Annotated in this window: 8 protein-coding genes; 3 read left to right on the forward strand and 5 right to left on the reverse strand. The window is 65.8% G+C overall.

Annotated elements, in window-relative coordinates:
- From KH616_RS17300 to KH616_RS17310, 3 genes are all read right to left on the reverse strand, one after another.
- On the reverse strand, nt 1-219 hold a 219-nt coding region (locus KH616_RS17300), incomplete at its 3' end, for an efflux RND transporter permease subunit (RefSeq protein ID WP_292248592.1).
- A complete protein-coding gene (locus tag KH616_RS17305; protein ID WP_292248594.1) occupies nt 216-1,307 on the reverse strand; it encodes an efflux RND transporter periplasmic adaptor subunit in 1,092 nt (363 codons plus the stop codon). The genes KH616_RS17300 and KH616_RS17305, both read right to left, overlap by 4 nt.
- A gap of 5 nt (nt 1,308-1,312) precedes the next feature.
- Nucleotides 1,313-2,662, reverse strand: coding sequence for a TolC family protein (locus tag KH616_RS17310; RefSeq protein ID WP_292248596.1), 1,350 nt, complete (start codon nt 2,660-2,662; stop codon nt 1,313-1,315).
- Nucleotides 2,663-3,128: 466 nt separating this feature from the next.
- Here KH616_RS17310 and KH616_RS17315 point away from each other — a divergent pair, with 466 nt between their 5' ends.
- The 3 genes from KH616_RS17315 to KH616_RS17325 all read left to right on the forward strand — a co-directional run bounded on the left by KH616_RS17315 (nt 3,129) and on the right by KH616_RS17325 (nt 5,516).
- Nucleotides 3,129-4,025 (forward strand): DUF4922 domain-containing protein, encoded by an 897-nt coding sequence (locus tag KH616_RS17315; RefSeq protein WP_292248597.1) that lies wholly within the window; start codon nt 3,129-3,131, stop codon nt 4,023-4,025.
- Nucleotides 4,022-4,246, forward strand: coding sequence for a hypothetical protein (locus KH616_RS17320; RefSeq protein ID WP_292248598.1), 225 nt, complete (start codon nt 4,022-4,024; stop codon nt 4,244-4,246). Before KH616_RS17315 ends, KH616_RS17320 begins: the two co-directional genes overlap by 4 nt.
- 121 nt (nt 4,247-4,367) lie before the next feature.
- Nucleotides 4,368-5,516 (forward strand): porin, encoded by a 1,149-nt coding sequence (locus KH616_RS17325; protein ID WP_292248600.1) that lies wholly within the window; start codon nt 4,368-4,370, stop codon nt 5,514-5,516.
- 157 nt (nt 5,517-5,673) lie between these two features.
- Here KH616_RS17325 and KH616_RS17330 read toward each other — a convergent pair whose 3' ends face one another.
- Complete coding sequence (locus KH616_RS17330) at nt 5,674-6,876, reverse strand: amino acid aminotransferase (protein WP_292248602.1); 1,203 nt, start codon at nt 6,874-6,876, stop codon at nt 5,674-5,676.
- Nucleotides 6,877-7,043: 167 nt separating this feature from the next.
- A partial coding sequence (locus tag KH616_RS17335; RefSeq protein ID WP_292248605.1) for an amino acid permease occupies nt 7,044-8,362 on the reverse strand: 1,319 nt, incomplete at its 5' end.

An 8,362-nucleotide genomic window follows, 5' to 3' on the forward strand; every position in this document is an offset into this window, starting at 1 on the left:
GCGCCGCAGCGCCTCCTCGACCGGCATCGTGACCCATGCCGCCATCTGCTCGGCCGGCCGGTCGCCGGCGTCCAGCGAGACGACCGCGCGTGGAAACGCCACGTTCGGAAACAGGGAGATCGGCAGCCGAAACGCGGTCAGCACACCGGCTATCGCCAGCAGCGCGACGGCGAACAGCAGCGATCGCCGGTGATGCTGCATCCACTGCCCGAAGTTCATCGACGCGATGCTCCTGTCAGGCGAATGCGCATGCCGTCCTGCAATTCGTCGTTACCGATCGCGACGACCGGTTGCGCCGGATTCAGCGAACCGTCCACGCCGTAGCGGCCGCCATTTTCGACGCGCACGGCGACGTTGACACGATGCGCACGATGCGTCGGGCCGATCTGGAATACGTATGCGCCGGCCTCGTCGCGCAGCACGGCCGATCTCGGCACGACCCACCACGTGCCGGTCTGCGTCGCGATGTCGGCGCTGACGCGGGTGCCCGGAATGAATGGCGTGCCGCCAAGCGGTACGTTCGCGCCGATGTTGACGAGCTGGCTTTGCGGATCCACCGACGCGCCCACGACGACCACGTGTCCCGCGGGATTCGCATGCGCAAGTGCCGTCGACAGCCCGTGCAGCACGAGCGTATCGCCGGCTCGGATCGACGCGACCGCGGACGGTTCGACGCCGAGGGTCACGTTCGCTTCCCGGCCGGCGCCGCCTCTGGCCGCAACCTGCGCGATCGCCGCCCCGGCTTGCAACTGATCGCCGGGCAGCGCCGAGATCTGCATCACGACGCCAGCGATCGGCGCCGCGATCGTCACGTCCCCGCTGCGCACGCCCATGCGCTGTTGCGCCGCCTGCCCCTGTTGCGCATCGTCCAGCGCCTTTTGGGCGGCGGCCAATTGCGACTGGGTCGCGAGGCCGTCCTGATAGAGCGCCTGCACACGGGCCAGTTCCCCGCGGGCGAGCGTCAGCGCGGTCGCGGCCTGCGAGGCGGCCAGCGCAGCCGCGGGATCGGCCTGCACGACGACCAGCGGCGCACCGCGCGCAACGCTCTGCCCGGGCAGAACCCGCACCTTCCGGATGCGCGCCACATAGGGCAGGCTCACGGTCGTCAGACTCGCCGACGAGGTCGCGACGACGCCGTACGCGCGCACCGGCTGCGAAATCGGCTCACGCTGCACGCGGACCACTTCGACCGACGCCGTGACGGGTTCATCGGCATGCGCCGGGTGGTCGACCGTTGCCATCGCGGCAAGCGCTGCGACGAGCGCTGCCGCGCGAATGCGTCTGACGTGTGACGGGGCAATGTGCATGGCATTCAACGCCTGGAGGAATCGGGGGAAAAGGCATCCGGGATCGCGCTGCCAAGCAGCGCCTGCAGCGCGATCCGCTGCTCCGCCAGCGCATCGCGCTGTGCCGCGACGTCGATACGGCGCGTCAGCGCGGCCAGTTGGGCGTCGGTGTACTGTCCGATCGCGATGGTGTGCCCGGCATAGGCCTGCGTCGCATGCTCGGCGGCACGATCGAGTGCCGGCAGCGCGGCTTCGTCCTGCGCGAGTTGGCCGGCGGCGAGCGCGCCATCGGCACGCAGGCGGGCGATATCCATGTAAGCGGCGTTCAGGCGGGTCTGATATTCGTCGCCGAGACGCTGCCGCGTCGCCTGCTCGATCGCGATATTGCCGCGATTGCGGTTGAAGATCGGCAGGTTGAGCGTGACCTGGAAACCGTTCGTATAGACATTGGACGTGTCGCGCGCGCGATTGCCGCTGACCACCAGCGTCTGAAACTGATTCAGGATCGCGGCGCGGTATTTTTGTTCCTGCGCCTGGTAACCGGCCTGCAGCGCGATCAGGTCCGGACGCCGCTGCGGCAAGGCGGCCACCGCGTCGTCGAGCGTCGCGTCGGGAAGCGGCGCGAGCGCGTCCGAGCCGGCCAGCCGCAAGTCGACGTCCGGTGCGAGACCGAGCAGCGCGTTCAGGTCGCGGCGCGTCTGCTGGCGCGTGCGCAGCATGCCGGCATATTGCTTGCGCGCGTCGGCATAAGCGATCGATGCGACGCTGACAACGTCGTCAGTCAGGTTGCCCGCATCGCGCGCGTGCGTCATCCGTTCATGACGCGCCGCACTCAGGTCGAGCGTTTGCCGGAGCAACGGCAACACGGCATCCTGGTAACGCGCTCTGGTGTAAAGCTGTTTCGCCTGCGCGACGACCTGCCATTCCTGCCACAGCAAGCCAAGGTCGATCTTGCGCACGTTCGCGTCGGCGGCGCGCTTGTTCGCGCTGCGCGTCACGATCGCCATCACGTCCATGCCGATGCTGTAGGTGAACGCGCGCACGTAACCGATCGCGCCCGGAAAGTCGTTCGCCAGCGACAATTGCGGATCCGGCAGCAGGCCCGCGGAATACGCCTGCGCCTGCGCGATGCCGAGATCGTCGCGTGCGAGCTTCAGGTCGGGATTGTTCGCCACCGCAAGCATCGCGACCTCTTCCATGTCGAAGCCGTCCGCCGGATCGAACCGATGCGCGGCCAGTTCCGGCAGCGGCATCGCGGCGGGATCGATATGGAGCCGGCCAAGCGCGTCGGCGGTCGTGAGCGTCGCATGCGAAGCCAGCGGCTGGGGGTGATAGACGGTGCAGCCGCCGAGCGCGAATGCACACGCGAATATCACGCGGACGAGATGCCATGACGTGGCCGGTGCTGAGCGTAACAACGTGCGTTCTCTGTTCGGTGGTCGTGGAAACGACGCCCCGGCAGCCCGGAACGTTGATCGCGCCATTATGTTGAGCCGCAGCTTAAGAATCGATTAAACATCGACAGCGCCGCGCTTGCCGCTTTTTCACGTCACGCCCGGACGATGCGATCCCGGACAGTGCCAAGCATTCCATCCGAACATCGCCGACTCGTCAATCGCATCGTCCTTTGCCGCCCCCGCAGCGCGGGCGTGACACTCATCGTCGCCCGCGCCTGATTGACCGGAATCGGCCATGGAATCAAGCGGAGATCCCGCCGATTTTTCCTATGTCCCGCAGCCCTCGGTTCATGGTTTCGATACCCGGCCGGCGCCAGGTGAAACACCCTGAGCGGTTGAGCACCGTTGCCGAAGCATCTATGCTGGAACGCAAGCGCCACCCATCATGCCTCCCTCATCTCTTCAGCCCGGCACCCTCCGGCAGGCCATCGCGCAACAGACGGCGCGGGCCCTGCGCAGCGGGGCATTGCGCCCGATCGAAACCGTCCAGCAGTCGATCGAGGACGGCGGCGTGCGATTCGTGATTCGGCAGGTCTCGAGCCTGACGCGCAAGGATCAGGCCGGCACCACCCGCACGCCCGGGGACGACCCATTCCTCCCCTACGACCCCGACCTGTTTGTTGCGGATATCTCGGACACCCATCTGGCCTTGCTCAACAAGTTCAACGTCCTCGCTCATCACCTGCTCATCGTCACCCGCCGCTTCGAGCCGCAGGAGGCGTTGCTGACCGTGGCGGACTTTGCGGCGCTGCTGGCCTGCATGGCGGAGTTCGGAAGCCTGGGCTTCTATAACGGCGGGAAAGTTGCTGGCGCAAGCCAGGCCCATAAACATCTGCAGATCGTGCCGCTGCCGTTCACCGAGGACGGCCCTGCATTGCCGATCGGCCCGTTGCTGGCGTCGGCGCGGATCGCCGGCGGCATCGGCACCGTCCCCGGCCTGACATTTGCGCATGCATTCGCGCCGCTGGATCTTTTGGCGGCGCCCGCGCACGAGATGGCAGACGCGGCGTGCAGGCACTACCGCGCATTGCTCGATGCGGTTGGCATCCGCGCGCTCGATACCGACGGCGAACTGCGCCAATCGGCGCCGTACAACCTGCTGGCGATGTCCGCCGGGCTGCTGCTGGTGCCCCGATCCCGGGAATTCGTTGACGGCATCTCGGTCAATGCGCTGGGATTCGCCGGCTCGTTGTTTGTCCGCGATACCGCACAAATGCGGATCGTCGAGCGTCTTGGCCCGATGCATCTTCTCCGGCAAGCAGCGGCCCCGAGCATCGCATGACACCCCGCCCGCCTTCCGTGATCATGACGGACGACGACCGTGCCGGGACGGACGCGCAGCCGATCCGGCCGCGGCCTCCCCCGTGGCGTTTCGACACACCCGCCATCGGATTGCGCCGGCCATCACGCATCGCCTGCGGCACCGCTGTCCGGCGGCGGACGCGGATCGATTTCGCCCCGCCGGGCGACCGTGGCATTGTTGCCAATTCCGGAAAAATCTAATCCGCAATTGGCAATATTGTTGGAAAATATGGCCGATTATGCTCTGTACCCCAGTCTCGACCGTCGAGCCGCAAAACCAGAGCGCTGCTGACAAAATCAACCGGCCAGGGAGGCCAATCCAATGAAGAAAGTCGCCATTTCCAGTGGTGTGGGTGCGTTGTTCGTTTGTGCCGCGTCGTCGGCATACGCACAAAGCTCCGTCACGCTGTATGGCCTCGTCGATACGACCATCCGTTATCAGACGAATGCAGGCCCGAATGGCAAAGACATGATCGGCATGGCGGTCGGCCCGGAAACGCACAGCCGCTGGGGCCTGCGCGGCACCGAAGATCTGGGGGGCGGCCTGTCGACAGTCTTCCGCCTTGAAAACGGCTTCGAGCTCGGCGACGGCAAACTGCACGTCCCGAATACGCTGTTCAGCCGGCAAGCGTTCGTCGGCCTGTCGAGCGACCGATACGGCACGCTGACGTTCGGCAACCAGTACGCGCCGCTGTACGACACCATGGGCGACGTGTTCGACCCGTTGACGGTCGGCAACTACTGGCAAGACAGCTGGGTCTACAACGGCATCGGCCCCTATGTGACCGTTCCGAACTCGGTCAAGTACGTGTTCTCGTACAACGGTCTCAGCGTCGATGCACTCTACGGCTTCGGCAATCATGCCGGCGCGATGGGACTCGATAGCACCTACGCCGTCGAAGTGACTTACACGCGCGGACCGGCGTCGTTCAACGCCGGTTTCCACCAGACTTCCGTGTCGTCGCTGAACGGCAGCTCGATCAACGGCGCGAAGATCAACCTCCTGCACCTCAGCACCGCCTACCAGATTACGCAGACCGTCCGTCTGCTCGCCGGCTGGCTGCACGCCCAGGACAAGACCGGCACGACGGATTTCAACATGCAGCAATCCGGCGCGCCGACCCTCAAGGGCGGCAGCCCGAACCGCATCGACGACGTGCTGTACCTCGCCGCCAACTGGCAGGTCACGCCCCCGCTGCTGATCACGATGGCCGGCTATTACGGTCGCGCACGCAATGCCGCGCGGCTCGACGGCACGCTCGGCTCGGGGGTCAACTACTCCGCGACGATGCTTGCCGAATATTCGTTCTCGAAGAAAACCGAGGTCTACTGCACAGTGGATTTCGCGCGCGGCAGCGGCGCATTTGCCGCCGATTACCCGGGCATGACCAATCCGGCCACCGGCAATGTCGACCGGATCGGCCGAACCAACAACCTCGGTGCGGCAATCGGCTTGCGCCAGATTTTCTGACGGGTGGCGCCGCGCCGTTTTTGTCGATGCCTGAATGGCATCCAAAGGCCGGCGCCCCGCTCATCCGCCACGAACCCAAAGAAAAACCGGCTGCCGTCACAACGACGGCAGCCGGTTTGTTCATGCGATGTGCGCGGCGGCCTGGCTGCCGCAAGACTCACGCGCCGTGCTTCAGCACCGTGGCGATCGCATCGGCGACGATGCCGACATTCGCGTCGTTCAGACCCGCGACACACATCCGCCCCGAGCGCAACACATACACGCCATGCCGCTCACGCAGCGCATCGACCTGCGACTCGGTCAGACCGGTGTATGTGAACATCCCGCGCTGCTTCACATAGCGCGTCAGCGCCTCGCCGGACACATGGTCGCGCAGGCCGTCATGGATCGCCTGGCGCATGCGCGCGATGCGGCGGCACATCGCCGAGAGTTCTTCCTCCCACTGCTTGCGCAGTGCCGGCGTGTTGAGCACCGTCGAGACGATCTTCGCGCCGTGGATCGGCGGGTTGCTGTAGTTCGACCGCACCGCGCCCGCGAGCTGGCCGAGCACGCGGTCTGCCGCGGCGGCATCCTCGCAGATCACGCTCAGGCCGCCGACCCGCTCGCCGTACAGCGAGAAGTTCTTCGAGAACGAGTTCGCGACCAGCGCCGGCACGCCGCGGCGGGCCAGCTCGCGCACCGCGAACGCATCCGCATCGAGGCCCGCGCCGAAGCCCTGGTAGGCCATGTCGACAAACGGCAGCAACTCGCGCGCCTCCAGCACGTCGATCAGCTTCGACCACTGGCCTTCGTCGAGATCGACGCCGGTCGGGTTGTGGCAGCAGGCGTGCAGCAGCACGATGCTGCGTGCGGGCAGCGCGGCGATCGCCGCGAGCATCGCGTCAAACTTCAGGCCGCCCGTCGCTTCGTCATAGTACGGATACGTGTTCACCGTGAACCCGGCGCGCTCGAAGATGAAACGATGGTTTTCCCAGCTCGGATCGCTCAGCCATACCTGCGCATCCGGGAAATAGCGCTTCAGGAAATCCGCGCCGACCTTCAGCGCGCCCGAGCCGCCGAGCGTCTGGACGGTCGCGATCCGGCCCGCCGCGCGCGCCGGATGATCCGCGCCGAACACGAGCGCCTGCACGGCATCGCGATACGGCGCCATGCCGACCATCGGCAGATACGGCGTCGGGCCGATCTCGCGCTGCAGCGCCGTCGCGGCTTCACGCACCGCCCCCATCACGGGAATCTTGCCGTCGGCGTCGAAATAGATGCCGATGCTCAGGTTGACCTTCGCGGTGCGCGGGTCTTTCTGGAAGTTCTCGTTGAGCGTCAGGATCGGATCGCCGGGATATGCGTCGATATGTTCGAACATGGCTTTATCGGTCTTCGGTTGTCTGAATGAAAAATTGCGCGGCCTGCGTTGGCGCGGCCTGCATTGGCGCGGCCCGCGATGCTGCGACCGGCACGGACGCAGCCGCATCAATCCGGCCTGCATGAGCACGGCCCGCACCGGTGCGGGCCGCGCCGGCATGGACTGCGTTACTGCGCGGACGCACCGTCGCGCAGTGCGTAACCCGCATTCCTCTGGCGGAAGCGATACCCGACGGCGAGCACCGCGAGCCAGACCGGAATCAGGTACACGGACAGACGCAGATCCGGCGTCATGTACATCAAGACGAGAATGCCGGCCATGAACGCCAGGCACAGATAGTTCGTGAAAGGATAGCCGAGACTGCGAAAGCGCGTTTGCTGACCGGCCGCCCGCTTGGCCTGGCGGAATTTCAGGTGGATCAGGCTGATCATCGCCCAGTTGATGATCAGCGCCGACACGACGAGGCCCATCAACAGTTCGAACGCCTTGCCCGGCATGAAATAGTTGACCAGCACGCACGCGCCGGTCGCGAGCGCCGACGCGCCGAGCGCCGCGAGCGGAATGCCGCGCTTGGTCACCGACATCAGCGCCTTCGGCGCGTTGCCCTGCTGCGCGAGGCCGAACAGCATCCGGCTGTTGCAGTACACGCCGCTGTTGTAGACCGACAGCGCCGCGGTCAGCACGACGACGTTCAGCACGTTCGCGACGAGGTCGCTGCTCAGCGCATGGAAGATCAGCACGAACGGGCTGCCGCCGCTGACGACCTTTTCCCACGGATAGAGCGACAGCAGCACGCCGAGCGCGCCGATGTAGAAGATCAGGATGCGGTAGATCACCTGGTTGGTCGCGCGCGGGATGCTGTGCTGCGGATCGTCCGCCTCGGCCGCGGTGATGCCGACGAGCTCGAGCCCGCCGAACGAGAACATGATCGCCGCCATCGACATCACGAGGCCCGACACGCCGTGCGGGAAGAAGCCGCCGTGCTGCCACAGGTTTGCGACGGTCGATTCAAGGCCTGCGTGGCCGCTCAGCAGCAGATAGCCGCCGAACACGATCATGCCGACAATCGCGGCGACCTTGATGATCGAAAACCAGAACTCCGTCTCGCCATACGACTTGACGCTCGTCAGGTTGATCAGGTTGATGGCGACGAAGAACACGAGCGCCGACACCCAGGTCGGCACGCCCGGCCACCAGTACTGGATATAGATGCCGACCGCCGACAGCTCCGCCATGCTGACGAGGATGTACAGCACCCAGTAGTTCCAGCCGGACAGGAAGCCGGTGAAGTGGCCGCAGTACTTGTCGGCGAAATAGCTGAAGGAACCGGCGACCGGCTCGTCGACCACCATCTCGCCGAGCTGCCGCATGATGAAAAACGCGACGATACCGGCCACCGCGTAGCCGAGCAGCACGGATGGCCCCGCCATCTTGATCGTCTGCGCGATGCCGAGGAACAGCCCCGTGCCGATCGCGCCGCCAATCG

The organism is Burkholderia sp. (genome assembly GCF_018375725.1).
Classification (GTDB): Bacteria; Pseudomonadota; Gammaproteobacteria; order Burkholderiales; family Burkholderiaceae; genus Burkholderia.